At 64.4% G+C, this 23,497-nt stretch carries 25 protein-coding genes; 12 read left to right on the forward strand and 13 right to left on the reverse strand.

The genetic code is table 11. From position 1 onward, the window contains the following. The first annotated feature begins 17 nt into the window (after nucleotides 1-17). Nucleotides 18-584, forward strand: a complete 567-nt coding sequence (locus AC3G2C_RS13505) for an N-acetylmuramoyl-L-alanine amidase (protein ID WP_488385135.1) — start codon at nucleotides 18-20, stop codon at nucleotides 582-584. Nucleotides 585-640: 56 nt separating this feature from the next. Here AC3G2C_RS13505 and AC3G2C_RS13510 read toward each other — a convergent pair whose 3' ends face one another. After that, a complete protein-coding gene (locus tag AC3G2C_RS13510) occupies nucleotides 641-886 on the reverse strand; it encodes a helix-hairpin-helix domain-containing protein (RefSeq protein ID WP_488385136.1) in 246 nt (81 codons plus the stop codon). Between the two features lie 119 nt (nucleotides 887-1,005). Here AC3G2C_RS13510 and tesB point away from each other — a divergent pair, with 119 nt between their 5' ends. The 3 genes from tesB (at nucleotide 1,006) to AC3G2C_RS13525 (ending at nucleotide 3,181) form a co-directional block, all read left to right on the forward strand. Continuing rightward, nucleotides 1,006-1,869, forward strand: a complete 864-nt coding sequence (gene tesB / locus AC3G2C_RS13515; protein WP_488385137.1) for an acyl-CoA thioesterase II — start codon at nucleotides 1,006-1,008, stop codon at nucleotides 1,867-1,869. A 113-nt stretch (nucleotides 1,870-1,982) separates the two neighbouring features. Further along, nucleotides 1,983-2,375 carry a putative signal transducing protein gene (locus AC3G2C_RS13520; protein WP_488385138.1) on the forward strand — a complete coding sequence of 131 codons (393 nt, stop codon included), beginning with the start codon at nucleotides 1,983-1,985 and terminating at the stop codon, nucleotides 2,373-2,375. Nucleotides 2,376-2,470: 95 nt separating this feature from the next. Further along, a complete protein-coding gene (locus tag AC3G2C_RS13525; RefSeq protein ID WP_488385139.1) occupies nucleotides 2,471-3,181 on the forward strand; it encodes an arginyltransferase in 711 nt (236 codons plus the stop codon). 199 nt (nucleotides 3,182-3,380) lie between these two features. Here AC3G2C_RS13525 and AC3G2C_RS13530 read toward each other — a convergent pair whose 3' ends face one another. The 4 genes from AC3G2C_RS13530 to purT all read right to left on the reverse strand — a co-directional run bounded on the left by AC3G2C_RS13530 (nucleotide 3,381) and on the right by purT (nucleotide 8,872). Further along, nucleotides 3,381-4,697 carry an NRAMP family divalent metal transporter gene (locus AC3G2C_RS13530; protein ID WP_488385140.1) on the reverse strand — a complete coding sequence of 439 codons (1,317 nt, stop codon included), beginning with the start codon at nucleotides 4,695-4,697 and terminating at the stop codon, nucleotides 3,381-3,383. A 226-nt stretch (nucleotides 4,698-4,923) separates the two neighbouring features. After that, nucleotides 4,924-5,961, reverse strand: coding sequence for an alcohol dehydrogenase AdhP (adhP, locus tag AC3G2C_RS13535; protein ID WP_488385141.1), 1,038 nt, complete (start codon nucleotides 5,959-5,961; stop codon nucleotides 4,924-4,926). 125 nt (nucleotides 5,962-6,086) lie between these two features. Next, a complete protein-coding gene (locus tag AC3G2C_RS13540) occupies nucleotides 6,087-7,631 on the reverse strand; it encodes an FMN-binding glutamate synthase family protein (RefSeq protein WP_488385142.1) in 1,545 nt (514 codons plus the stop codon). 59 nt (nucleotides 7,632-7,690) lie between these two features. Then, nucleotides 7,691-8,872, reverse strand: a complete 1,182-nt coding sequence (purT, locus tag AC3G2C_RS13545) for a formate-dependent phosphoribosylglycinamide formyltransferase (protein WP_488385143.1) — start codon at nucleotides 8,870-8,872, stop codon at nucleotides 7,691-7,693. A gap of 135 nt (nucleotides 8,873-9,007) precedes the next feature. On the opposite strand from purT, the gene AC3G2C_RS13550 reads away from it, so the two are divergent. The 5 genes from AC3G2C_RS13550 (at nucleotide 9,008) to AC3G2C_RS13570 (ending at nucleotide 12,464) form a co-directional block, all read left to right on the forward strand. Next, on the forward strand, nucleotides 9,008-10,516 hold the full coding sequence (locus AC3G2C_RS13550; protein ID WP_488385144.1) for a transglutaminase-like domain-containing protein: 1,509 nt from the start codon (nucleotides 9,008-9,010) through the stop codon (nucleotides 10,514-10,516). Between the two features lie 61 nt (nucleotides 10,517-10,577). Next, a complete protein-coding gene (locus tag AC3G2C_RS13555; protein ID WP_488385145.1) occupies nucleotides 10,578-11,447 on the forward strand; it encodes an SPFH domain-containing protein in 870 nt (289 codons plus the stop codon). Continuing rightward, nucleotides 11,437-11,625: a type II toxin-antitoxin system antitoxin gene (locus AC3G2C_RS13560; protein WP_488385146.1), complete on the forward strand. Its 189-nt coding sequence runs from the start codon at nucleotides 11,437-11,439 to the stop codon at nucleotides 11,623-11,625. The genes AC3G2C_RS13555 and AC3G2C_RS13560 overlap by 11 nt, the downstream gene beginning before the upstream one ends. A gap of 85 nt (nucleotides 11,626-11,710) precedes the next feature. Continuing rightward, a complete protein-coding gene (locus tag AC3G2C_RS13565) occupies nucleotides 11,711-11,902 on the forward strand; it encodes a hypothetical protein (protein WP_488385147.1) in 192 nt (63 codons plus the stop codon). 97 nt (nucleotides 11,903-11,999) lie between these two features. Further along, nucleotides 12,000-12,464 carry a DUF1203 domain-containing protein gene (locus AC3G2C_RS13570; RefSeq protein WP_488385148.1) on the forward strand — a complete coding sequence of 155 codons (465 nt, stop codon included), beginning with the start codon at nucleotides 12,000-12,002 and terminating at the stop codon, nucleotides 12,462-12,464. On the opposite strand, the gene AC3G2C_RS13575 is transcribed toward AC3G2C_RS13570, so the two are convergent. Next, nucleotides 12,461-12,838: a DUF423 domain-containing protein gene (locus AC3G2C_RS13575; protein WP_488385149.1), complete on the reverse strand. Its 378-nt coding sequence runs from the start codon at nucleotides 12,836-12,838 to the stop codon at nucleotides 12,461-12,463. The two genes, AC3G2C_RS13570 and AC3G2C_RS13575, sit on opposite strands and share 4 nt — an antisense overlap. Nucleotides 12,839-12,918: 80 nt before the next feature. On the opposite strand from AC3G2C_RS13575, the gene AC3G2C_RS13580 reads away from it, so the two are divergent. Further along, nucleotides 12,919-13,539 carry an SCO family protein gene (locus AC3G2C_RS13580; protein WP_488385150.1) on the forward strand — a complete coding sequence of 207 codons (621 nt, stop codon included), beginning with the start codon at nucleotides 12,919-12,921 and terminating at the stop codon, nucleotides 13,537-13,539. Between the two features lie 33 nt (nucleotides 13,540-13,572). On the opposite strand, the gene AC3G2C_RS13585 is transcribed toward AC3G2C_RS13580, so the two are convergent. The 7 genes from AC3G2C_RS13585 to AC3G2C_RS13615 form a co-directional block, all read right to left on the reverse strand. Further along, nucleotides 13,573-14,463 (reverse strand): cytochrome c oxidase assembly protein, encoded by an 891-nt coding sequence (locus AC3G2C_RS13585; protein WP_488385151.1) that lies wholly within the window; start codon nucleotides 14,461-14,463, stop codon nucleotides 13,573-13,575. A gap of 110 nt (nucleotides 14,464-14,573) precedes the next feature. Continuing rightward, nucleotides 14,574-16,469 carry a GldG family protein gene (locus AC3G2C_RS13590; RefSeq protein ID WP_488385152.1) on the reverse strand — a complete coding sequence of 632 codons (1,896 nt, stop codon included), beginning with the start codon at nucleotides 16,467-16,469 and terminating at the stop codon, nucleotides 14,574-14,576. 3 nt (nucleotides 16,470-16,472) lie between these two features. Then, nucleotides 16,473-17,207 (reverse strand): ABC transporter permease subunit, encoded by a 735-nt coding sequence (locus AC3G2C_RS13595; RefSeq protein ID WP_488385153.1) that lies wholly within the window; start codon nucleotides 17,205-17,207, stop codon nucleotides 16,473-16,475. Continuing rightward, a complete protein-coding gene (locus tag AC3G2C_RS13600; RefSeq protein WP_488385154.1) occupies nucleotides 17,204-18,136 on the reverse strand; it encodes an ABC transporter ATP-binding protein in 933 nt (310 codons plus the stop codon). Before AC3G2C_RS13600 ends, AC3G2C_RS13595 begins: the two co-directional genes overlap by 4 nt. 170 nt (nucleotides 18,137-18,306) lie before the next feature. Next, nucleotides 18,307-19,656, reverse strand: coding sequence for an SRPBCC family protein (locus tag AC3G2C_RS13605; protein ID WP_488385155.1), 1,350 nt, complete (start codon nucleotides 19,654-19,656; stop codon nucleotides 18,307-18,309). A gap of 224 nt (nucleotides 19,657-19,880) precedes the next feature. Beyond that, nucleotides 19,881-20,522 (reverse strand): response regulator, encoded by a 642-nt coding sequence (locus tag AC3G2C_RS13610; RefSeq protein WP_488385156.1) that lies wholly within the window; start codon nucleotides 20,520-20,522, stop codon nucleotides 19,881-19,883. A 114-nt stretch (nucleotides 20,523-20,636) separates the two neighbouring features. Further along, a complete protein-coding gene (locus AC3G2C_RS13615; RefSeq protein WP_488385157.1) occupies nucleotides 20,637-21,866 on the reverse strand; it encodes a sensor histidine kinase in 1,230 nt (409 codons plus the stop codon). A gap of 210 nt (nucleotides 21,867-22,076) precedes the next feature. Here AC3G2C_RS13615 and AC3G2C_RS13620 point away from each other — a divergent pair, with 210 nt between their 5' ends. Further along, nucleotides 22,077-22,697 (forward strand): GNAT family N-acetyltransferase, encoded by a 621-nt coding sequence (locus AC3G2C_RS13620; protein ID WP_488385158.1) that lies wholly within the window; start codon nucleotides 22,077-22,079, stop codon nucleotides 22,695-22,697. 8 nt (nucleotides 22,698-22,705) lie between these two features. After that, nucleotides 22,706-23,473 (forward strand): septum site-determining protein MinC, encoded by a 768-nt coding sequence (gene minC / locus AC3G2C_RS13625; protein WP_488385159.1) that lies wholly within the window; start codon nucleotides 22,706-22,708, stop codon nucleotides 23,471-23,473. Nucleotides 23,474-23,497: the final 24 nt, after the last annotated feature.

Consider the following 23,497-nt stretch of genomic DNA (forward strand, 5'->3'; position numbering starts at 1 on the left):
CATGCGAGACTGGCCCGATGCCGATCACCATCCACGACCAGCCGCTGCCCTATGTCGACCTGCTGCCCGAGCGCCCGGCCAGCGCCGTGACGACGGTGGTGATCCATTGCACCGAGCTGCCGGATCTGGCCACCGCCCGTGAATACGGCGAGCGTGTGCAGTACGAAAGCGGCGCCGGCGCCAGCGGCCACTACTACATCGACCGGGATGGCAGCATCTACCGCTACGTGCCCGGCACACGGGTGGCCAACCACGTGCGCGGCCACAACGCCCACACCATCGGCATCGAGCTGGTGAACCTGGGCCGCTATCCGGACTGGTGGAATTCCAAGCGCCAGACCATGACCGAGCCCTATACCGCCGCCCAGATCGCCGCGCTGCGCACCTTGCTGGCCCAGCTGCGCCAGGCCTTCCCGAACCTGCACTGGATTGCCGGCCATGAGGACCTGGATACGGCCCGGCTGCCGGCCACCGATGCCCCATCCGTCGACGTGCCGCGCAAGCTCGACCCCGGCCCCCTTTTCCCCTGGAACGAGGTGCTGGAGGGCAGCGGGCTGGAGCGAACGACGCAGAGCCAGCCCTGAGAGCCTGTTCACACATTCCGCGTGGCCCGCTGAGACCGTGAGCGGGCTTCAAGCCGCTAGTCGGCTGCCCCAGAGCGGGCCAGAGCCACCACGGCGACCATGGCCGCGCGAGCTTGGGGGCTGTTACGCCAGCACGTGGCGCCCAGCATGGCGCTGATCTGGGCGGAGAGGTCGGCTGGCTCGGCGAGGGCCAACTGCGCCAGCGAGCGGAAGCCAATCTGTTCCAGACGATCGATGACCGTGGGGCCGACGCCCTTGAGGGCCAGCAATTGCCGCCGTTCGGCAGCGGGAAATCCGTCCATGGGGCGACTCCGGCAAACCTCGCTTATAGCCGCTCCGGCTACATTGGGCCAAGGCCCCGGACGGCAGCCTGGGGCAGTCCCGCTATAATCGCCGGTCACTTACCCGCTGAGCCCGCCCCATGACGGAAACCAACGTCCGCGAACTGGTCGACCTGCTCGAACTCGAGCGCCTGGAGGACAACCTGTTCCGTGGCCAGAGCCGCGATATCGGCACGCATTTCGTGTTCGGCGGCCAGGTGCTGGGGCAGGCCCTGTCCGCGGCCCAGCGCACGGTGGACGATGGGCGCGAGGCCCATTCGCTGCACGCGTATTTCCTGCGCGCGGGCGACATCAATGCGCCCATCGTCTACAACGTGGAGCGCACCCGCGACGGCGGAACGTTCTCCTCGCGCCGGGTGGTGGCGATCCAGCACGGCCAGCCCATCCTCAATGGCTCCATTTCCTTCCAGGTACCGGAAACCGGGTTCGAGCACCAATCCTCGATGCCCGAGGTGCCCAAGCCGGAGGACATCGAGCCGATGAACCCGATACCGCCCGAGCGGCTGGCCAAGTTGCCGGAGAAACTCCAGCGCTGGCTGGGCGTGGATGCGCCCTTTGAGTTCCGCCATGTGTGGCCGCAGGACAAGCTGCACCCGGTGAAGCGCCCGCCGATCCAGCACATCTGGTTCCGCCTGACGGCGCCGGTGGAGGATTCCCCGGCCCTGCACCGCTCGTTGCTGGCCTATGCCTCGGACTTCAACCTGATCGGCACGGCCACCCTGCCCCACGGCATCTCCTACTACACGCACAATGTGCAGATGGCGAGCCTGGACCATGCCCTGTGGTTCCACCGCCCGTTCCGGGTGGACGAATGGCTGCTGTACTCCTTCGACAGCCCCACCGCCCAGGGTGCCCGCGGCTTGGCGCGCGGCCAGATCTTCAGCCGCGATGGTCGCCTGGTGGCATCGACCGCCCAGGAAGGCCTGATCCGCCTGCGCAGCTGAACTCCTGGACGGTGGAGTCGTCCTAAAATCCGCATCGGGCCCGCCGCGCTTTCGTGGCCAGGTGGGCCGTCCCGCCGGATCGCATCGTTCCGGCGCCGAACCCAGGCTTTCCCATGCGCCAGCTCTATACCTCGCCCCGCCCGGAAAACATCGAACGCGTCGTTTCCCTGCTTACCGAACAGGGCATCGAGTGCACAGTGGAAAATCGCTCCAACTGGAATCGCCCTAGTTATCAACGATTTAGCTATTCGCAGCGAAACGAGAGCCGGGACAACTGGCCCCAGGTGTGGGTGAGCCGGGCCGACGACTACGCCCGGGCCCGCACCCTGTTGAAGGAGCTGGGCATCGAGCCGGTAATCCGCCACGCCGAAGAACTCGCCCTGGCCCGCAACCCCAGCCCGGACACGCGCCGGCAGGGTGTCGCCACCCGGGTGCGCCGCATCGTCATGCTGGCCGTGGCCGGCGCCTTCGTGGTGCTGATGCTCCGCTACATGGGCGTGATCTGACCCCAGGCCCCGTCTGACCGAGGCCCCTGATCCGACATTATCTGTCGGATTTCACCTACTCGCGTGTAGCGCCAAAGCGGACATAGAATCGCCCCATGCGCTCCGACCGCGTCCGCCTGTTCCAAACCCTGCCGCACACCTGCGGCTACTTTGCCGAGCGCACGGCGCAGAACCTGGTGATCGATCCGGCGGCCCCTCAACTCGACCAGTTGTACGGCCCCGCGCTCGAACGCGGCTTTCGTCGCGCGGGTGGTCACCTGTATTACCCGTATTGCACGAGCTGCCGTGCCTGCACGCCATGCCGCATTGACGTGGCTGGCTTCACGCCGGATCGCTCGCAGCGCCGCTGCCTCAAGCGCAACGACGACCTGCAGGTCGTGGAGTCCATGGCCGGCTACAACGCCGAGCGCCACGCGCTGTATGAGCGCTACCTGCGCCAGCGGCACCCCGGAGGCGGCATGGACGAAGCCGATGCCAGTGACTTCCGGCGATTCCTCACCGCGCCGTGGAGCCCTACGCTGTTCCTTGAGATCCGCGATCGCTCGCGTCTGCTTGCCGTGGCCGTGACGGATGTGTGCCTGCAAGGGCTGTCGGCGGTCTATACCTTCTACGACCCGGACGAAACCGAGCGCAGCCTCGGCACCTACGCCATCCTGCAGCAGGTCGCGCTTGCCCAGCGGCGTGGCCTGCCGTGGGTGTACCTGGGTTTCTGGATCGCCGGGCATCCGAAGATGGATTACAAGAAACGCTTTCGACCGCTGCAGATCCGCACCACCGAGGGCTGGGTGGAGATGCCGGAGGATTGAGCGGAACCTGCGGATGCGCGCAGCCGCCCGCCTTCTTCTTGGGATGCTTTGATGTTGAGGGTCATTCCTGCGAATGCTGGAGGGGCTATTCAACGACCACAGACCGGTCATCCCGTGATGCGTGAATTTAGAAGCGCAAAACTCTGCACTTCGGCTTTCGCCGGCATGAGGAGCAACGTGTCGATGGATCAAATCGCCGCTAGCCGGGAAGGAACATGCGCACCGCGGCGGCGCCCATCACGGCGGTTGCTATCCAGCCGAGCATCACAATCCACCGGTTGGCGACGAACCGCCCCATAACGGATGGTTTGGTGACCAGCAGGATCAACACCACCATCAGCGGTACCGCGACTACGCCGTTGATGACCGCACTCCAGAACAAGGCTTTCATGGGGCTCAGCGGTGAGTACTCGATGCCCAACCCGGCAAGCACGCTGATCGCGATGATGCTGTAGAAGCCCCGCGCATCGCGCACCCGCCGCTCCAGACCAGCGTCCCAATTCATCGCCTCGGCAAGCGCATAGGCCGCCGAAGCCGCCAGCACGGGCACGCCGATAAGGCCCACGCCAAGAATGCCGAGCGCAAAGAGCACATAGGCAAACTCGCCTGCCAGCGGCTTCAATGCGCTGGCTGCTTGCGCCGCCGTCTCGATGTTGGTGATGCCTTGGACATGAAGCGTGACGGCAGTGACCAGGATGATGAAATAGGCGGCTATATCGGAGTACAGCATGCCGCTCCAGGTATCCCATCGAATGCGGCGAAGTTCAGCGCCGGCTGCCGCCGGGTCGCTCACCAGCGGAACGGCACCGGGTGTGGCCTTCATATCCTCCACCTCTTCCGAGGCTTGCCAGAAGAACAGATAGGGACTGATGGTGGTGCCGAACACCGCCACCACAACCGCAGCCGTCCGCGCGTCCCACGAAAGCCGTGGCCACACCGTGCGCGCGACCACCTCGCCCCAAGGAACGTGCACCATGAACAACACCGCTGCATAGGCCAGCAACGATAGCGTGAGCCACTTCAGGAAAAACACGTAACGGTGGTAGGGAACCAACATCTGAAGCAGCAGTGTCAGAAACACGAACAGCGCGGTCATGGCGTGGCGATCGACACCGGTGACCAACTCAGCCACCTCGCCCATGGCAGCTACGTCCGCCGCGATATTGAGGGTATTGGCCACCAGCAGCAGCCATACCACCGCGAGTAGCACGCCGCGCGGAAACGCATGCTTGATGTTGGCCGCCAGTCCTTGCCCGGTCACGCGGCCAATGCGCGCGCACATGGATTGAATCGCGGCCATCAAGGGAAAGGCCAGCGGCATCGTCCACAGCATGTTCAGGCCAAACTGCGCCCCTGCCTGGGAATAGGTCGCGATGCCGCTCGGATCGTCGTCGGCAACACCGGTGATCCAGCCCGGACCCAGCCCTTCGAGGGGATGCCGCTTGAGGCGCCGCAGCCGCGCCCGCGCTGCGTCGGTAAGCGATGAACGAAACATCTTGGCCTGAGTATCTTTCATGCACGCCCAAACGGGAGGAACGCACTAACCACTTGCAATGGATCAAACCCCACGGCGTGTTCAAGCCCCCGAGGGCAACCATGCTTCACGGTCAACACCAGATAAACCGCCTGCATGTCACCTGGGCACCAAATGAGGTCGTCGCGCCAACGCGACGCGCCTGCCGAGTGGAGCGACATCAAGGCACTAAGCTCACCAGTCATCTCGGCATGCCTTGATGTGGCGCTCAAGCACTACCGATATCCAGCACCACGCGCCCCTGGATATGCCCCTCGCGCAGCCCCTGCAGAACACCGTTCACATCGTCCAGCGTGCGCCGCTCGATGGTCGCGACTACCTTGCCCGCCGACGCAAAATCGACCGCCTCGGCCAAGTCCTTGCGCGTACCCACGATGGAGCCACGAATGGTCAAGCGCTTGAGCACCACATCGAAAATCGGCGTGGCGAAATCGCCCGGCGGCAAGCCGACCAGGCTCATGGTGCCGCGACGACGCGTGAAACGAAGCGCTTGCGAGAAGGCCGGCGGCGACACCGCCGTCACCAGCACACCGTGGGCACCGCCACGGGTGATATCCAGCACTTCTTCCACCGCGTTGGGCCGACGCGCGTCCACCGCTGCCGTTGCACCCAGTTTGCGTGCGAGCGCCAACTTGTCCTCGGCCACATCCACGGCCACCACCTGCAAACCCATCGCCTTGCCGTACTGCACAGCGAGATGACCCAGACCACCAATGCCCGACACCACCAACCATTCACCGGGGCGTGCTTCGGTTTCGCGAATACCCTTATAGGTGGTTACGCCAGCACACAGGATGGGCGCCATCGCGGCGAAGTCCACGTCCCTGGGCAATCGGGCAACGTAAGCGGCATTGCCGATGGCGTACTCGGCGAAACTGCCGTTAACGCTGTAACCGCTGTCGTGCTGCGTTTCGCACAACGTTTCCCAACCGGTGATGCAGTACTCGCAATGCCCGCACGCATCGTGCAGCCAGGCGATACCCACCGGGTCACCCACCTTGAGGTTGTCCACACCTTCGCCCAGCGCCGCCACGACACCCACGCCCTCGTGACCGGGAATAAATGGTGGCTGCGGCTTGACCGGCCAATCCCCATCCACCGCGTGCACGTCGGTGTGGCATACACCGCTGCATACGATTTTCACCAGCACCTCGCCACGCGCGGGTGCCGGCACAGGCACTTCCTCGATGCGCAGCGGTTCGCCGAAGCGGTGGGCAACCGCGGCCTTCATCGTTTTGGGGGCCATACAGTGATCTCCTATCGGGTCGATACGTCGCCAGCGGCGCGCGGATGCGCGAGCCGCTGGCAAGGCAAAACGTGACCTTAGGAAGATGCCGCCCATCGCGTGATGAGCAAGTGACCAGGATCAATTCAATGCGGCGTTGATGATGGCGACGTTGACGACGCTGTCGCGCGCGGTACCACCGGATAGGGATGCAGTTTCACCAATGGCACCGAAATGCCATCGTCACCGGTAACGCGGCAATGCGTGCGATTGAGCTGGCGCGGCTCTTCCACACCGCAGCTATGCGCGATGATGCCTACCTCGTGCATCACGTTGGTGGCGTAGTGCGCCACGCGTTCGCTCTTGTCGCTGACCACAAGGCCACGCTGCAACTTCGGGTTCTGCGTGGTGACACCGGTTGGGCACGTGTTGCGATTGCATTGCAGCGACTGGATGCAGCCCAGCGCGAGCATGAAGCCGCGCGCGGAGTTGACGAAATCCGCGCCCATGGACAACGCCCAGGCCACGTCGTAGGCGGTGATGCATTTGCCCGAGCAGATCACCTTGATGCGCTCGCGCAAGCCCTTGACGATGAGCATGTCCACCAGCGCCGGCAACGATTCGTGCAACGGCAGGCCCACGCCATCCATGAGGGTTTGCGGCGCCGCGCCGGTGCCACCTTCGGAGCCATCCACGATGATGAAATCCGGCGCGCTCTCTATGCCGCGCTTGCGCACTTCGTCGCACAGCTCACCGATCCAGTCGACGCCGCCGAGCACCGCCTTGAAACCCGTGGGCTTGCCGGTGAGCTCTCGGATGTGATGAATGGCATCCATCAACTGCTGCACGTTGCCGATGTCCAGGTGGCGGTTGGGGCTTTGCGAATCTTCGCCCACCGGAATGCCGCGAATGGCCGCGATCTCGGGCGTCACCTTTGCGCCTGGCAACAAACCGCCCATGCCGGGCTTGGCGCCCTGCCCCAGCTTGATGCTCACCATCTTCACCTCCGGGTGCGCGCAGATCGCCAGCAGCTTGTCGTCGTCGAGCTTGCCATCGGGCGTGCGTACACCGTACTTGGCGGTGCCGATCTCGAAAATGATGTCGCAGCCGCCTTCCAGGTGATACGGCGCCAGGCCACCTTCACCGGTATCCAGCCAGATGCCGGCCTTGGCTGCGCCAAAAGACAACGCACGCACCGCCGGCGCCGACAACGCACCAAAGCTCATCGCCGAAATATTGAAGAACGCGCTGTGGCTATACGGCTCGCGCGCATACGGCCCCAAGGTGACGGGGCGGGGTTCCACGTGTTTTTCGCCCAGCGACGGGAACGGGGCATTGACGAAGAACGGCACGCCCTCGGCGCGCAGATCGCGGGTGGAGCCGAACGCGTTGGTGTTGTCCACGTTCTTGGCCGCGCGATACACCCAGGTGCGCTGCGCGCGGTTGAACGGCAGTTCCTCGCGATCGCTGGAGTACAGGTACTGGCGAAAGAACTCGCCAAGGTGCAGGAACCAATAGCGGAAGTGGCCGATCACAGGAAAGTTGCGCAACACCGAGTTGGTGGTCTGGTTGCGATCCACCAGCCAAACCACCAACACCACTACCACCAGCAGCGCGAGCAATACCAGGAACAAGGCAGCGAAGGTTTCCACCAACACGACCAGCCAATGCGCAAAACCCGACGATTCCATCGCTTCCTCCGATTGCCGTCATGAAGAGCCCGCGCGTCCACGACGCGCGGGCAGCTTACTTACAGTTCCACGCGCAGGGCCTTGGCCGCGTGAATGGCCTTGGCCTTGGCCGCCTCGATGCTTTCGTCGCGCGCCAGGGTCACCGCCATGCGGCGGCGCCCCTTCACCGTAGGCTTGCCGAAGATACGCAACTGCGTATCGGGCTGCGCGAGGGCGTCGGCCACGTGGAAGTAGCGCGGCGCATCGCCCTCGCCTTCCACCAGCACTGCGCACGACGCCGATGGCCCCAGCTGGCGAGTGGCCGGAATCGGCAACCCCAGGATGGCGCGCGCATGCAGCGCGAACTCGGAGAGATCCTGCGAAATGAGCGTGACCAGACCGGTGTCGTGCGGGCGCGGGCTCACTTCCGAGAAGATCACCGCGTCGCCCTTGACGAAGAACTCCACGCCGAACACGCCCCAACCACCCAGGGCGCCGGTGATTGCTGCCGCCTGACGCTGCGCCTCGGCCAGCGCCACCTCGCTCATCGGCTGCGGCTGCCAGGATTCGCGATAGTCGCCATCTTCCTGGCGATGGCCGATGGGTGCGCAGAAGCTCACGCCATCCTTGTGGCGCACGGTGAGCAGGGTGATTTCGTAATCGAAATCGACGAAGCCTTCGACGATCACCCGCCCCTTGCCGGCGCGACCGCCCGACTGGGCATAGTCCCAGGCTGCCTGCAGCTCGCTTTCCTGGCGGACCACGCTCTGCCCCTTACCGGAGGAGCTCATCACCGGCTTGATGACGAACGGCAGGCCGATGGCCGCCACCGCATCGCGGTACTCCGCCGGCGTTTCGCAGAAGCGATAGCGCGAGGTCGGCAACTGCAGCTCTTCGGCAGCCAGGCGGCGAATGCCTTCGCGATCCATGGTGAGCCAGGCGGCGCGAGCGGTGGGAATCACGCGCAAGCCTTCCTTCTCCAGCTCGATCAACGTGGGCGTGTGGATGGCCTCGATTTCCGGCACCACCAGGTCGGGCTTCTCCTGCTCGATCAGGGCACGCAGCGCCTGGCCGTCGAGCATGTCGATCACATGGCTGCGATGTGCCACCTGCATGGCCGGTGCATGGGCGTAGCGATCCACGGCGATCACCTCGACCGCGTAGCGCTGCAGCTCGATCGCGACCTCCTTGCCCAGCTCGCCCGAGCCCAGCAGCAACACCCTCAGGGCATGGTCGGAATAAGGCGTGCCAAACGGCTTCATCGGGGGTCTCCGCGGATGTCAAAGCGCCATTGTAAGCGGCGGCGACCGCAACCCAAGCCTACCTGCCGGAAGTCCCATTGACGGCGGCTCCCGAGCGGCATTGACTGTAGGGGCCACCGTCCCCGCGGAGCGAACATGCGCAACCGGACTGCCCTGCTGTTGCTGGTGTTTTCGCTGTGCCCCTTGTCCACAAGCTGGGCCGAGGACGTGCCCACCGGCACGACCTGGATGACCGTGCTGCTGGGCGGTCGCAAGATCGGCCACCTGGAGGTGGAGCACCAACGAGCCGGCGACATGGTCACCACCACGCAAACCCTGGTGATCGAGCTCAATCGTCGTGGTAGTGACGTGCCGATGGGCGTGGTCACGCGCAGCACCGAAAGCGCCACAGGCCAGCCACTGGCCTTCTACGCGCGCAGCACGCTGTCCAACTCCGACAGCACGGTGGAGGGCAAGCGCATTTCCGAAGGCAATTTCGCGGTTACCACGACCGTGGGCGGCAGCAGCCGGGAGATCACCCTGAGCTGGCCGCCTGGCGCCGTGCTCAGCGAAGGGCAGCGCCTGGCCCTGGTCCAGGCAGCCGCGCATCAGGGTCGGCAATACACGATGGTGATGTTCGACCCGGCCAGCCAGTCGGTGGCCAAGGTGGATATGCAGGTGATCGGCGACGAGCGCGTGGCCCTGCCCGACGGATGGATGGTGCTCAATCACCAGCGCCAGGTGCTGCATACCACACGCGGCACGCAGACCATGGATCTATGGCTGGACAATCAGGGCATTGCACTGAAAGGCACGCTCAGCATGCTCGGCCGCGAGCTGGAAATGATCGCCTGCAGCCAGGCCTGCGCCATGGCGCCCGCACAGAACGTCGACATGTTCCGCGCCGCCATGGTCGATTCTCCTCGCCTTCTTCCCGCGCACCTGCGCAGCGACTTTCTGCGTTACCGCATCCGCGTGCCGGAGGGTAGCCCGCAGCCCTTGATCGGCACTGACGAACAACATGTCGCCGACCTGGGCCACGGCTACTGGATGGTGGACGTAGGCAACCCCACACCCGGTGGCGAGGCTCCCCCCGTACCGGAGGACACCCTGCCCAATCCATGGGTGCAATCGGACGCACCAGAAATCCGCGACTTGGCGGCCAAGGCCGTGGGCGATGCCACGGACGACCTGCAGAAGATGCGTCGCCTGCGCAGCTTCGTCAGTGACTACATCAGCCAGCACGGGCTGGACGTGGGCTACGCCTCCGCCCTGGAAGTGCTGCACACGCGCGAAGGGGACTGCACCGAGTACGCCGTGCTGCTCGCCGCCCTGGCCCGCGCCCAGCAGATTCCCACCCGCGTGGTCACCGGCATGGTCTACGCCGATCGCTTCGCCGGCCAGTCGCGTGTGTTCGTACCGCACGCTTGGGTACAGGCCTGGGTCAACGGGCGCTGGCAGAGTTTCGACGCGGCGCTCCGGCGCTTCGATAGCACCCACATTGCTTTCGACGCGGCCGACGGCGACCCCTGGCACTTTTTCAGCGGCGCCAACCTGTTCGGACAGATCCATATCGAGGAAATCACCCCGACCGCGGAACTGGCCGGCAACGTGCCCCCATCCGCCGCGCGCGATGCCGCGCCTGGCGATGGCAATGGCCGATAGGGTGGCACTTGAGATTGATATCAAATTGATATCTACTCTTCCCATCTAGGGAGGAGTCACCATGAACGAACGTCAGGGTTTTTCGCTCGCCGGCATCCCCACCGTCGTGTTCTGCCTGCTGCTGGCGCTGCTGGGCGTCGCCTGTTACCTCGGCATGGGCCAGGAGGGCCATGCCTGGCTGGGTCTGGTGGGCATCCTCATCCACGCCTTTACGCTGTTCCTGCTCAAGGGTTTGTTCCAGGTCGCTCCCAATGAGGGCCAGGTGCAGCAGTTGTTCGGCAAGTACGCCGGCACCGTGCGTCAGGAAGGCCTGCGCTGGACCAACCCGTTCTACAGCCGCCGCCGCGTCTCACTGCGCGTGCGCAACTTCGAGAGCAGCAAGCTCAAGGTGAACGACAGCGACGGCAACCCCATCGAAATCGCCGCCATCGTGGTGTGGCAGGTGATCGACACCGCCGAAGCCGTATTCTGCGTGGACGACTACGAGAACTTCGTGCAGATCCAGAGCGAATCCGCCTTGCGCCAGATGGCGCAGAACTACCCCTACGATGCGCACGACGACGCCAAGCCCTCCTTGCGCAGCCATGGCGAGGTGATTAACAACCACCTGCGCGACGAGATCCAGGCGCGCCTGGACAAGGCGGGTGTCAAGGTCATCGAATCGCGCATCAGCCACCTCGCTTACGCCCAGGAAATCGCCCAGGCCATGCTGCAGCGCCAGCAAGCCAACGCCATCGTTGCGGCGCGCGAGCGCATTGTGGAAGGCGCCGTAGGCATGGTTGCCATGGCGCTGGACAAGCTGCGCGAGCAAGGCGTGGTGGAACTGGACGAGGAGCGCAAGGCCGCCATGGTGAGCAACCTGCTGGTGGTGCTGTGCGGCGATCGCGCCACCCAACCGGTGGTGAACACCGGCACGCTCTATGGCGGCTGATAAAAAAGCCTACCCGCTACGCATCAGCGCTGCCGTGCTGGAAGCCATGCAGCGCTGGGCCGACGACGATCTGCGCAGCGTCAACGCGCAGATCGAATTCGTGCTACGCGAAGCGCTCCGCAAGAACGGACGCATGAAGCGCGAACATGCGGCCCCGGTGGCTGATGACGAAGATTGACCCACTTTCGACGCGCCCTGCACGCGAGCCGGACTAAGTTCCCGGTGTTTCGCGATGCATCGCATCGCCTCCGCGGAGCCTTTCCATGACACAGGCATTCCCTCCCCTGCCCCAAGGTGCCGTGTTCTGCGAAACCTGCGCACGCGCCGGCGAGAAAGTGTCCATGGAACCCGAAGACGAATTGACCCAGGAGCTCCGTCGCAAGCACGACGACGAAGGCCTCCAGAGCTATCGCTGCCCCGAGTGCGAAAGCGTGCAGGTGTTTCGCGTCGACTGAGGCGCACGCGGCGACCCTTCGACGGCGCGCAAGAATCGGATGGTTACTGATGACCTGACGCCGCACGATGAGGCCCAAGGACATCGGAGCCTCACTCATGAATTTTCGCTTGCGCGGCCTGCCGGCCCAGCACTTTGCCCATTGGTTCACCCTCAGCGATGACGAGCTCGTCGCCCGCCATGCATCGCGCGTGGTCGCCGACCGCCCCAACGCCTTCCCCTGTCGCATCAGCCTTACCGATGCCGAGCCGGGAGAGAGCGTTATCCTGCTCAATTACGAGCACCAGCCGGCCGACTCCCCCTACCGCTCCAGCCACGCCATCTATATTCGCCAAGGCGAGCAGCAATACGACGCCTGCGACGCGGTGCCGGACCAGCTACGGCGCCGGCTGCTATCTGTGCGCGGCTTCGATGAAAAGCACTGGCTGCGCAATGCCGACGTCACACCGGGTACCGCGCTGGAGAAGCTTATCGAACGATTGTTCGATGATCCGCAGGTTCTATACCTGCACATCCACTTTGCACGCTTTGGATGCTATGCGGCGCGAGTCGATCGCGTTTAGTCCGCGCGGCGCGATGTAAACGCGAAGCCGAGCGCGATCCAGCCGGCGATGAAGGCGACGCCGCCCAGTGGTGTGATGGCGCCGAACCAGCGCGGTGCGCCCAGCGCCAGGGCATACAAGCTGCCGCTGAACAGCACGATGCCGACGCCGAACGCAACGGCCGACACGCGACGGGCTCGCCCGGGCAGCGCGAACATCGCCAGCCCCAAGGCCAACGCGTGCCAGAAGTGATAGCTCACGGCGGTGTGCCACAACTCGGCGCTACGCGCATCGAACACGTCGCGCAACGCATGCGCACCGAAGGCGCCAAGCGCCACGGCACTGGCGCCAGCCAAACCCAGGCACAGTCCGGGCATGAGGGCGGTTTGTCGCATCCAGTCATTCCTCCCACCGGCGCGTGCCGGCGACGTGAGCGGTGTCGTATGCTGCGCGGATGATCCGCACCCATTCTCGCATGACCTTTCGTGGCATCTGGCGTTTGGCGCTGGTGTTGGCGCTGGCCTTGAGCACGCTGCTGCTGGCGGCGTGCCAGCGCGGGGAAGACATTCCCTGGCGCCTCACCAACGTCACCGGCCACATGCCCGATCTCGATTTCCGCCTGACGGACGACCAAGGCAAGGCAGTCAGCGGCAAGGACTATCGCGGAAAGGTCGTGTTGCTCTACTTCGGGTACACGCATTGCCCAGACGTATGCCCCCTTACCCTGGCGCAATTGCACGTGGTGATGCAGCGCCTTGGCCCGCTGGCCGATGGTGCGCGCATTCTCTTCGTGAGCGTGGACCCCGCGCGTGACACGGCACCGATCATGCATGCCTACGTCAACGCCTTCGACCCGCGCGCCGTTGGCCTCACCGGCGAACCGCGCCAGATCGAGAGCCTGAGCAAACGCTACCGTTCGGCCTATACGCGCGAGCCCGATCGGGGTGATGGCCAGTACGAGGTGAGCCATAGCTCCGCCATCTACGTGTTCGATCGCGATGGGCGCGCCCGCTTGCTGGCCACACCGGCGAACCCTCAAGACGATCTGGTGCATGACCTGCACCTGCTGTTGAGCCTGGGCGGTACCGCGCCCTGACACGGTTGGTCGCGCAGCGCTAATGGAGCCGCGCTAGGCGGAGGGGCTTTGCGCGTCCTGTGCCGCTGGCCTGCTTGGCAAGGGACGGCGGGCCGGCCAAGGTTTGCGACGAATGCGACCGCGCCGAGAGAGGCTCAGCCATTGGCGCAATGCGAGCAGGCCACCGATGGATTCGATGATGGCGGCCGGCACCCACATGATCACCCCGCCGACCAACTGTGCCGTGAGTACATCGAAGGTAAACGCACGCCCACAGATCTCGAAGATCGGATAGAGGTCGGTCTTGGAGAAGGTGACGATGGCACCCGCCAGTATTTGCGGCGTCATGGTGATGGCCGGCGACAGCACGCGAATGCCCGGCGTCATGCGCCCTGGCGGACGCGGCCGGTGATCGAGCACCAACCACCAATAGCTGAAACCACTCACCAGCATCGACCAGTTCATAAATCGGTAAATGCGCCAATCCAGCATGGCCAGCGTCTGCATGCTGGGTATCAGCCAGATGATGATCATGCCGACGAACAACACCGTCGCCACCGCCGGGTTGAGCAGTACCGCGCGAACCAGCCGCCATGGCCAGGCGCGAAGCAAGGGCCGAAGCAGTCGAAGGCGCAACGCAAACGGCATGCCCTTGCGCAGCACCGACCCCGGATAGGACGCCATGATCAACAGCGGCGCGAGGTGATGCAGCAGCACCTGCTGGATGCGATGCATGAAGAACTCATGCTCGAAGTAGTAATCCAGATAGGTATGCAGCGATACGTACAGCATGGCCATGCCGACCCAAAAGGCCAGCTGACGCCCCAGGCCCACGCCCAGCCGGCGACTGCCACGCGCATACAGCACGCTGCAGGCGACAAAGGTCAGCAGAAATACCCAGGAGAACTCCCAGGGCACGATCCATTTGAGCAGGCTTGCCATCATCGATCGAATCCGGGGCGGTCAGCGCGGCAGCGATGCTGCATCATAGCCCTGATGCAGAAACCGCCAGGGCCGCCGACACCGCGACGCATCGTCACGCCCGCACCTACCGCTCACACCCGCCGGCGGCTGCGACGCGAGCGCCGCCAGCCGTACAGCAAACCGGCCAGCGTCACCAAAGACGGCACGAGCACGATGTTGATGAACTTCAATCGCAAGCCCAATGCATCGATCTCCGCATTGAACTGGTGTTGCACGTCGCGCAGCTCCTTGTTGATGGACAACTGACGCTGCAGGAACTGCTCGATCTCGGCGCGCTGCTCCGTGCTCACACTGTCGCCGCGCCCACCCTTGGCCGGCTGCAGCTCACTCAGGCGCGAGCGAGTCACCGCCAGTTCGCGCTGCAGCTCCTGCTTCTTGGCCAGGAACTTCTGGTCGGCGGCACTCTGCAGCGCCTGCACTCGCGTGAATGGCCGCTGCGAACTCACCCGGCCGTGAATCGAAAGCAGCGCCGACGAGCCGCTGAGGTTATCGGCGATGTTGGTCATCAAGTCGCCGTTGTTGGCAATGGCACTGAGCTGCGGCTGGCCGAGCAAGCTTTGCGTATAGGACACCCAGAGGCGATCGCTGAGCAGATCGGTGTCTGCCACCAGAATCACCTCGACGCCATCGGCCGCGTGCGCCAAATGCCCCGCCTGCTTCGCCCGCTCCGGAAAGGCGCTATCGAATACGCCACGCACGCGCGCCGCGATGACGTAGCGCTGGTTGTCCGGTCGATAACCATCCAGCAGGCCGCCCGGGTTGTTGATCGATTCACGCACCCGCTGCGCGGGCACCACTTCGGCATCGTTGGAGGACTGCATCAGCGGTTGCAGCCGCGATGCCGTGCCCGGCGCCAGATCGAAAAAGCCGGCGCTGGAAACATTGATGCGCTGCAGGCTGGCCGTAATCACATCGTTGTGGTTCAGCTCCTGCGTACCCAGGCCCAGCATGGCCGGATGACTCATGGAGCTACTGTCGGCCAGCTCGATGCGCAGCGCTCGGGAGCGGTCGAGCACGACCTTTTGCGGGTCGTACTGCACGCCCCAGGCTGCAAACAACCTGGGCAGGTCGGAGTTGTGATCATCCGTGGCGCCGCTGCTATCCACGAAAGGCGTGTTATCCATTTCCGCCACCGGATCGACGAACACCACCAGGTGGCCACCATGCAGCACGTACTGATCGATGGCGTAAAGCGCATCGGCCGGCAGGTGTTTGGGGTGGATCAACAGCAACGCCTTGATGTCCTCGCCCACATGCGAAAGCTTGGACGGATCGAGCGCTTTCACCTCGAACTGCTGACCCAACTGGCGCATCACCGTCCATGGCTCTTCGCCGATCACGGGATTACCTTCCACCGGCAAGCTACTGATCAGCCCGATCTTGGGTTTGACGGGCTGATCCAGTTCGTACACCAACTTGGCGATGTCGTATTCCAGAAAGCTCTCGCGACTGGGATCGAACAGCGGTATCGCCAACGTCTTGCCAGGCAGGCGGTCATCGCCCTCCCCATCACCATCGGCGCTCTGCGCGAGCGTGCTGCCCACCAGGCCAAAGAACACCCGTTCGCCATTGGTTCCACCACTGATCGGCGTAAGGCCATAGCCTTCGGCGCTGGCCTCGTCATCGGAGTAAGGCACCGGGTCGACAATCTGCAGGCGCAGGCGCCCGTGCGCTCGCGCCACCATTTCTTGCAACATCTCACTGACGCGCTGGCGATAGCTGCGCAGTTGCGGCAGATCGCGAGCCGCGTGATCGGAGAAATACAGGGTGAGCTTGAGCGGCGCGTGCAGGCCATCCACGATGTGCGTGGTGCCCGAGGTGAGCGTGTACAGACGATCGGAGGTGAGGTCGACGCGCGAAACACGCAGCCAGCGGCTGGTGCCCACGGTCAGCGTAACGTACCCCACCGCCAGAACGGCGAGCGCGGTCAACAGGATGGCGCGACGACTGAAACGAAAGGGCTTCATCGTTCAGGGCGTCCGCTTGAGGTCGAGCACCAGCACGCCCGCGGTGAGCCAGGCCGCCATGCTGAGCAGGAAGTACAACACGTCACGCAGATCCAGCACGCCACGCGATATGGCCTCGAAATGACGCAACATGCTCAGGTGAGCCACTCCGTTCACCAGCCGGCGTGGCAAGGTGCCCTGGAAGAACTCCATCACCTGCGGCTGGCCCGCCAGTATCAGCAGAAAACACACCACCAGCGTCAGCACGAAGGCCACCACCTGGCTCTGGGTTACCGCGGACAGGCACGCGCCGATCGCGAGGAAGGCACCGGCCATCAACCAGCTACCGAGATAGCCGGCGAGGATCGCACCGTTGTCGGGTGAACCGAGGTAGTTCACCGTGATCCAGATCGGGAAGGTCAGCACAAGTGCTAACCCGATGAACAGCCATGCCGCAAGGAACTTGCCGATCATGGCCTGCGCCAGATTGAGCGGCAGGCTCAGCAGCAACTCCAGCGTGCCCCCCTTGGCCTCTTCCGCCCACATGCTCATCGACACTGCCGGCACCAGCACCAGGTACAGCCAGGGGTGCATGGCGAAGAATGGTTGCAGGTCGGCCTGGCCGCGTTCGTAGAAATCGCCCGCGTAGAAGGTGAGGATGCCCGCCAGCGCCAGGAAGATCACCAGGAAAACGTACGCTACCGGCGTCACGAAGTAACTGCGCAGCTCGCGCCGCATCACGGCCGCGACCGGACTCATGCGCCACCCTCCGCGCCGGTGGTGATATGGCGAAACACCTCGTCCAGGCGCCCGCGTTCCAGCTGAATTTCCGACACTTCGAGACCTTGCTGGCGCAATAGCGCCTCCACCGGCTCCAGGATGCGTTCGCCCGCTCGCGGGAAGACCGTAATGCGACCATCCAGCGGGTCCACCTCAATCGAGGCCACCTGCGGCAGGCGACCGAGCATCTCCTGCGAAACGCCGCTGCCTGGCGCACTGAAGGACACCGCCCCGTGATAGCGCGAACGCGCTTCCAGCTCCGCCGGCGTGGCATCGGCCAGTAATTTGCCGTTGGCGATGATCACGACGCGATTGCACAGGGCATGCACTTCTTCCAACAAGTGCGTGGAGATGAGGATGGTGCGGTCGCGCGCCATGGCATCGATGAGCTGACGCACGGTGTGCTTTTGGTTGGGGTCCAGGCCGTCGGTAGGCTCGTCCAGCATCAGCACCTGCGGGTTGTGCACGATCGCCTGCGCCAAGCCGACCCGACGTCGCAAGCCTTTGGACAAGGTATCGATGCACTGATCCAGCACGCCCTCCAACTGCAGGCCGCTCACTACGCGTTCGAAGCGGCTGTACGCCTGGTCGCGCTGCAGTCCGCGCATGCGCATGATGAAGGTGAGGAATTCGCGCACGGTCAGCTCGCCATAGCTTGGCGCGCCTTCCGGCAGGTAACCCAATGCGCGCTTGGCCTTGAGCGGCTCCTTGCGCACGTCATAGCCGCACACACGCGCAGTGCCGGAGCTGGGTTCGAGAAAGCCCGCGATCATGCGCATCGCCGTGGTCTTGCCCGCGCCATTGGGCCCCAGCAGGCCAAGCACCTGCCCGGGTTCGGCGCGAATGCTCAGGGAGTCGACCGCGGTCAACGCGCCGTAGCGCCGGGTGAGCTGTTCGGTTTCGATCATGTCCGCTCGGGGCAAGGGGCGGCATCGACGGCGACGCACGGCCCGGAATGTTGCGATGGTCGACCCGCAATGTAACCGAAAAGTTCGCCCCTGCCGGTCTGCGGGTGTTCTCCATCCAAAAAAAAGCCCTCCACGCGGGAGGGCCTTTCGAGGTCTTGCGAGCGACCCGCTTACTGCGCGGCGCTGGAGGCAGCGGCCGGAGCGGCGGCGGTACCGGAGGACGCCGGAGCCTGGTCACCGTTGTCGTCCAGCGACGGCGGCTTGATGCCGGCAGCCTGTTCCGGGGTCTGGTCCGGTGCGTTGCTCAGCGGCAGGTACACGTCGAACTCGGCGTACTGCTTCACTTCGTCGCCCTGCTTCACTTCCGGCTTGGCTTCGATGTCGTAGAAGCGGTTGACCACTTCGTCGTACTTGTAGCCGTGCGTCTGGGCATAAGCCTTCATCAAATCGCGGGTCTGCGGCACACCGGCAGCGGTGCCGTTCCACACGGCCTTGAGGGCCGGGCCACCGAAGGCGAGGAAGGCGCGCACGTCCTTGTCGACGATCAGGCGACCGAAGCGGTCGTGACCACCCGGGGTGCTGGTGTCGGCGTTGTTGTCCGACGTGGCGGCGCTGGTGCTGGCACCGGCGGCGTTCAGGTCAGGCGACTTGGCTGCGGCCAGCTCCACCGTCTGGCCACCCACGTTCAGGCTGGTGGCGCTGATCGGCATGGCGACGTCGAAGGTGTAGGTCTGATCGCCGTAGTTGGTGGTGTAGATGATGCGCGGACCGGTGGTGGTCACGCCCAGCTTCTTGGCGGCAGCCTGGATCTCGCTGACGGCCTTGTCGGTAGCGTCATTGAGGGCCTCGAGGCCACCCTTGCGCTCGATCGACGAGGACACCATCAGCACCGGCGTCGGCTGGGTCTGCTCGATGGACGGCACCAGCTTGGTGTAGTCCACATTCTGCACGGACGCCAACACGTTCTGCAGATTGTTCAGGGTGAACTGGATGAAGGCATCCGGATCGCCATGGATGTACAGGCTCGAGTAACGGTTGATCAGGTTCATACCGTAGTCGACGTCGTACGACCAGGTGACCTTGGTGAGCTGACCGCGGCTGCCCTGGCGCTCCAGGTCCAGCGTGAAGTGCTTGTCGTTACCGCGCCAGTCGTTGTCCACGTTCCAGACGATGGTGGCTTTCTTGGCGGTGGAGTCGACCTTGTCGAAGCTCGGATCGGCCGAAGCGATGGTGAACTTGCCGCTGCCAACCTTCTCGTCCTGGCTGGTCCAGCTGATCTCGGCGCCCGGGCCATAGGCCTTGCCGGAAAGGTCATACTTGATGTTGCGGTCAAACTCGCGCTGCACGGAATATTCCGGGAAGCGACGGAAGTTGCTCAGCACGTCATAGACCTGACGCATGTCCTTGCCGACGACCAACGACCGGTCCACATGGCCGCTGCCAGGCATCACAAAGCCCACCACCACCGCCACCACGGCGACGATGATCAGGGCCACAATAAATTCTAGAACACGCATCATTCCAGGGTTCTCCGCACGTCTCTCTGTACACGGCACTAAGACAGTCGCCGGAGACCAGGCCGCCACGGGAGATTCCCGAAGAATCGCGTCATGACGGGGGTCGGCCAGCGCCGAAGCCACCGATGGTACTTGCTCGCGCGCCTGAACGCCATCCGGCCGTAAAGATGGCCTGACAGGGGCCTTCCAGACGCCCGCGAATGGCGTCAGGCAAGGCCCCGCGGGGCTTAGACGATGCCCAATTCCAGGGCCTTGAGCACGGCGCGGGTGCGGTCACGCACGCCCAGCTTGGAGAGGATGTTGGACACGTGGTTCTTGACCGTGCCCTCGGCCACCTTCAGGGAGTTGGCGATTTCCTTGTTGCTGTAGCCGCCGGACAGCAGGCGCAGAATCTCGGTTTCGCGCTCGGTGAGGGGGTCGGGCTGCTCCAGGCTGGTGAACTGGTTCTGCATGCGACCCACACCGGCCAGCAGGCGCTGGGTGACCATGGGCGCCACCAGAGAGCCGCCACCAGCGACCGTGCGCACCGCCTCCACCAGTTGTTCCAGCGACACGTCTTTCAGCAGATAACCGCGCGCACCAGCCTTGAGGCCCTGGAGCACCAACTGGTCGTCATCGAAGGTGGTGAGGATGATGGTCGGCGGCAGTTCGTTGCGGGCGGAAAGGGCCTGCAACACCTCCAGGCCGCTCATGTTGGGCATGCGCAGGTCCAGCAGCACCACATCGGGCTTGACCCGGGGAATGTCCTGCACGGCCTGGGCGCCATCGGCGCACTCGGCCACCACGCGGATGTCCTCCGCCAAGTCCAACAGAGAGCGGACACCCTGGCGAACCAGGTTCTGGTCGTCGACGAGACAGACGGAAATCATCGCGAATCCTCGAAACAGTAGTGACCTGCGGGCAAGGCCCGGAGGCTACGGGAAGAACGATGCGGAGATCCAATCACCGCATTTTGACATGAGCCATCGATCACACGTGAATTCTTACAGCATGCCCAGCGCCGGCGGCTCGAACCGTGACGGTGTGTGCGCCAGCTCCTGCACCTCCCCCAGCGGCAAGCGCACGGTGAGCGCGAAGCCCTGGCTCATGGCCGGGTCCACCATCACGCTGCCCTCGAACTCGGCCAGGCGCTCGCGCATGCCGGACAAGCCATTGCCCGGCTTGAAGTTGCTGGCGCCGCGGCCATCGTCGCGGGCGGACAATTCCAACAGATTGGCATTGATGTAATCGAAACGCAGCCACAGGTTGCGCGCGCCGGCATGGCGGGCGGTATTGGTGATGATCTCCTGCGCGCAACGCAGCAACACCTGGGCCCGGCGCGGGTCCTCCACGCTAAAGCGCGGCGGCGTCTCCACATGCACGCGCAGCCCTGGCACACCCTCGATGAGGCTACGCAGCGCCTGCGTCAGGTCGATCGCATCGTCCTGGCGCAGCTCACTCACCACCTCGCGCACATCCGATAACAGGTGCTTGGCGGTCACCTGGGCCTTCTGCACATGCTCGGCTGCCTGCGTATTCACCAGGTGGCTGGCCACTTCCAGGTTCAGGCTGAGCGCGGTGAGGTGATGCCCCACCAGGTCGTGCAGGTCGCGGGCGATGCGCATGCGCTCGGCAATACGCGTGGATTCGGCCAACAGCGCCCGGGTGGCGCGCAGCTCGGAGTTGAGCCGGCGCTGCACCTCGCGTTCCTCGGCCTGCAGGCTGGCGATCATCGAGGTGAAGAACACCAGCGCCGAAATGCCCAGGTACATACATACCTGGAGGAAGGCCGTAACGATGGTCCAGCCCATGTAGCTGGCGATGATCGGGATGAGCATCAGGTTCTGCAGCAGCATCCACAGCAGGCCCGCCCCCACCGGCAACTGCCAGGGCAGCACCACCGCGATCACCAGCATCAGCATGGCCGACAGGCCGCTCTGGCTGAACCAGCCCATCGCCACCGCCGACCCGGTAAGCACCACCAGGCCGAGCAATTGGGCGATGGACGGGAACCCGGTCTGTCGCGTCATGCCTGAGCGGCGTGTCAGCAGCAGGTAGGTCACGCCAAAGATCAGGTACGAAAGGATCCACCCCGAGATATTGGGGTTGCTCCACCACGCATTGACCTGCGCCAGCCCGCCAGGACCGGACAGCAGCGGCAGCGCGACGCACAGGTAGGTGAACAGACCGGCGTATCGAATGAGCCGGATGTGATTGATGTTGGACCAGGCCATACGCGCATCATTAGCTACTCCCCAGCGTGGTGCAATGCGTGAGAAGTCACTCCCCCTCCCATGCCAAAAGCCATGGCAGTGGGCGCTTTACAAAGGTTTTACATGGTGCGCCGTGATATGTGCGGCCGCCGGTCGCATGTCATAATGCCGCCTGTCACGCGGGGCCGAATGACCGGTCTTGTCCTCGAACCACACACTGCGGAGCAACGAATGGCCCTTGCCATCCGCGACGTGCGAGAGCACGACCTGGATGCCGTGCTGGCGCTCAACAATGCCGCCGGCCGCACCATCCTCGCCCTCGACGCCGTGCAACTGCGTTACTTCTATGACCACGCGGACTATTTCCGGGTGGCCGAGATCGACGGACACCTTGCGGGGTTCCTGATCGCCCTGCGCCACGGCGGCAGCTACGAAAGCCCTAATTACCAATGGTTTGGCGAACACTATCCCGAGTTCGCCTATATCGATCGCATCGTTATCGCCAACGCCTACCGCCGTCACGGTCTTGGCCGCATCTTTTATTGCGATGTGACCAGCTATGCCGAAGTTCGCGTACCCCTGCTCACCTGCGAGGTGTTCCTGGAGCCGCGCGACGACGTGGTGGTGCTGTTTCACGGCACTTATGGTTTCCAAGAGGTGGGGCAGCAGCGCATGGGCGATGAAGGCCCGCAGGTGAGCCTGCTCGCCAAGGACCTGCCCAGCTTCGCGTATGTACGCGATACCTATCTCGATCATGGCGGCCTGCCTGACCAGCCCTGGCTGGCCGAGCGCCCGCGCCCCCTTCATACCGATGCCACCCCGCGCCGACTCGCTGGAGAACGGCGCCCGTGAATGCCCGAATGGATACTCAAGACGCTTGCGACCTGCGCTTCGGCCAGGTCGGCATTGCCAACGTACGCATACGCCGCGTCGACGCGGCCGCCCTTTGCGAGGAGCTGGAGCGCCGCGTGCGCGCCGCCCCGCAATTGTTCTCCCGCGCCGCCGTGGTGCTGGACCTGAGCCATCTACTCACGCTGCCCGACGACGGCACCGTGGACGCCCTGCTGGAAGCCATCCGCAGCGCCGGCATGCTGCCGGTGGGCCTGGCCTATGGCACTAGCGAGGTGGAAGCACTGTCTCGCCGCATGGGCCTGCCGCTGATCGCCAAGTTTCGTGCCGCTTACGAGCCGGCCGACGGAGGCAGCATCGCACCGCCCGCATCGGCGCCTGCACCCGCGGCAACGGCCGAGCCCGTGCGTCGTGCGGAGCCGCGCGCTGCCGAACCCGCGCCTCCCGCCGGGCTGGGCGCGCAACACCTCGACGGTACCGTGCGCTCCGGCCAGCAGATTTATGCGCGCGACCGCGACCTGGTCGTCACCGGCGCCATCGCGAACGGCGCCGAGGTCATCGCCGACGGCAGCATCCATGTCTATGGCAGCCTGCGCGGTCGCGCGATGGCTGGCGCACAGGGCAATGAGAACGCGCGCATCTATATTCACGACTTTCGCGCGGAGCTGGTGGCCATCGCTGGTCACTACCGCGTGTTTGAACAAATTCCAAAAGACCTGGAGGGCCAGTCTGTGCAATGCTGGCTCGACGGTGAAAAACTGCTGATCGCCAAGCTTTGACGATCAACCATTACTACAACAAAG

It is taken from the genome of Frateuria sp. sgz306004, from assembly GCF_057750885.1.

Bases quoted from the DNA above. Each gene is read 5' to 3' on its own strand.
- AC3G2C_RS13615 (WP_488385157.1), bottom strand. From the start codon at position 21,866: ATGGCCTGGTCCAACATCAATCACATCCGGCTCATTCGATACGCCGGT.
- AC3G2C_RS13520 (WP_488385138.1), top strand. From the start codon at position 1,983: ATGCGCCAGCTCTATACCTCGCCCCGCCCGGAAAACATCGAACGCGTC.
- minC (WP_488385159.1), top strand. From the start codon at position 22,706: ATGGATACTCAAGACGCTTGCGACCTGCGCTTCGGCCAGGTCGGCATT.
- AC3G2C_RS13570 (WP_488385148.1), top strand. From the start codon at position 12,000: ATGAATTTTCGCTTGCGCGGCCTGCCGGCCCAGCACTTTGCCCATTGG.
- AC3G2C_RS13600 (WP_488385154.1), bottom strand. From the start codon at position 18,136: ATGATCGAAACCGAACAGCTCACCCGGCGCTACGGCGCGTTGACCGCG.
- AC3G2C_RS13610 (WP_488385156.1), bottom strand. From the start codon at position 20,522: ATGATTTCCGTCTGTCTCGTCGACGACCAGAACCTGGTTCGCCAGGGT.
- AC3G2C_RS13565 (WP_488385147.1), top strand. From the start codon at position 11,711: ATGACACAGGCATTCCCTCCCCTGCCCCAAGGTGCCGTGTTCTGCGAA.
- AC3G2C_RS13585 (WP_488385151.1), bottom strand. From the start codon at position 14,463: ATGATGGCAAGCCTGCTCAAATGGATCGTGCCCTGGGAGTTCTCCTGG.
- purT (WP_488385143.1), bottom strand. From the start codon at position 8,872: ATGAAGCCGTTTGGCACGCCTTATTCCGACCATGCCCTGAGGGTGTTG.
- tesB (WP_488385137.1), top strand. From the start codon at position 1,006: ATGACGGAAACCAACGTCCGCGAACTGGTCGACCTGCTCGAACTCGAG.
- AC3G2C_RS13590 (WP_488385152.1), bottom strand. From the start codon at position 16,469: ATGAAGCCCTTTCGTTTCAGTCGTCGCGCCATCCTGTTGACCGCGCTC.
- AC3G2C_RS13575 (WP_488385149.1), bottom strand. From the start codon at position 12,838: ATGCGACAAACCGCCCTCATGCCCGGACTGTGCCTGGGTTTGGCTGGC.
- AC3G2C_RS13620 (WP_488385158.1), top strand. From the start codon at position 22,077: ATGGCCCTTGCCATCCGCGACGTGCGAGAGCACGACCTGGATGCCGTG.
- AC3G2C_RS13595 (WP_488385153.1), bottom strand. From the start codon at position 17,207: ATGAGTCCGGTCGCGGCCGTGATGCGGCGCGAGCTGCGCAGTTACTTC.
- AC3G2C_RS13525 (WP_488385139.1), top strand. From the start codon at position 2,471: ATGCGCTCCGACCGCGTCCGCCTGTTCCAAACCCTGCCGCACACCTGC.
- AC3G2C_RS13540 (WP_488385142.1), bottom strand. From the start codon at position 7,631: ATGGAATCGTCGGGTTTTGCGCATTGGCTGGTCGTGTTGGTGGAAACC.
- AC3G2C_RS13505 (WP_488385135.1), top strand. From the start codon at position 18: ATGCCGATCACCATCCACGACCAGCCGCTGCCCTATGTCGACCTGCTG.
- AC3G2C_RS13510 (WP_488385136.1), bottom strand. From the start codon at position 886: ATGGACGGATTTCCCGCTGCCGAACGGCGGCAATTGCTGGCCCTCAAG.
- adhP (WP_488385141.1), bottom strand. From the start codon at position 5,961: ATGGCCCCCAAAACGATGAAGGCCGCGGTTGCCCACCGCTTCGGCGAA.
- AC3G2C_RS13580 (WP_488385150.1), top strand. From the start codon at position 12,919: ATGACCTTTCGTGGCATCTGGCGTTTGGCGCTGGTGTTGGCGCTGGCC.
- AC3G2C_RS13555 (WP_488385145.1), top strand. From the start codon at position 10,578: ATGAACGAACGTCAGGGTTTTTCGCTCGCCGGCATCCCCACCGTCGTG.
- AC3G2C_RS13560 (WP_488385146.1), top strand. From the start codon at position 11,437: ATGGCGGCTGATAAAAAAGCCTACCCGCTACGCATCAGCGCTGCCGTG.
- AC3G2C_RS13550 (WP_488385144.1), top strand. From the start codon at position 9,008: ATGCGCAACCGGACTGCCCTGCTGTTGCTGGTGTTTTCGCTGTGCCCC.
- AC3G2C_RS13530 (WP_488385140.1), bottom strand. From the start codon at position 4,697: ATGAAAGATACTCAGGCCAAGATGTTTCGTTCATCGCTTACCGACGCA.
- AC3G2C_RS13605 (WP_488385155.1), bottom strand. From the start codon at position 19,656: ATGATGCGTGTTCTAGAATTTATTGTGGCCCTGATCATCGTCGCCGTG.